A 353-nucleotide genomic window follows, 5' to 3' on the forward strand; every position below is an offset into this window, starting at 1 on the left:
TCGTGGTGCAGCCGGTGGTCGATCAGCCCCCACCCGTCATCGACGTCGTCCCGCCCGTGGTCGACGCGCTCCCGCCCATCATCCGGCCGGTCATCGACGCCATCCCGCCCGTGCTCGAGGCGCCGCCACCGGTGATCGAGCCCGTCCCCGAGGTGGTCCCGCCGGTGGTCGACGCGCCCCCGCCGGTGACGCGGCCGGTCATCGACGCCATCCCGCCCGTGCTCGAGGCGCCGCCACCGGTGATCGAGCCCGTCACCGAGGTGGTCCCGCCGGTCATCGTGGTGCAGCCGGTGGTCGATCAGCCCCCACCCGTCATCGACGTCGTCCCGCCCGTGGTCGACGCGCTCCCGCCC

1 pseudogene is annotated in these 353 nt (G+C 75.1%); it reads left to right on the forward strand.

Annotated elements, in window-relative coordinates:
- Nucleotides 1–14: 14 nt before the first annotated feature.
- A pseudogene (locus GCU56_RS19850) lies at nt 15–353 on the forward strand (hypothetical protein); the annotation flags it as partial.

It is taken from the genome of Geodermatophilus sabuli (genome assembly GCF_010686765.1).
GTDB classification, from domain to species: Bacteria; Actinomycetota; Actinomycetes; order Mycobacteriales; family Geodermatophilaceae; genus Geodermatophilus; species Geodermatophilus sabuli_A.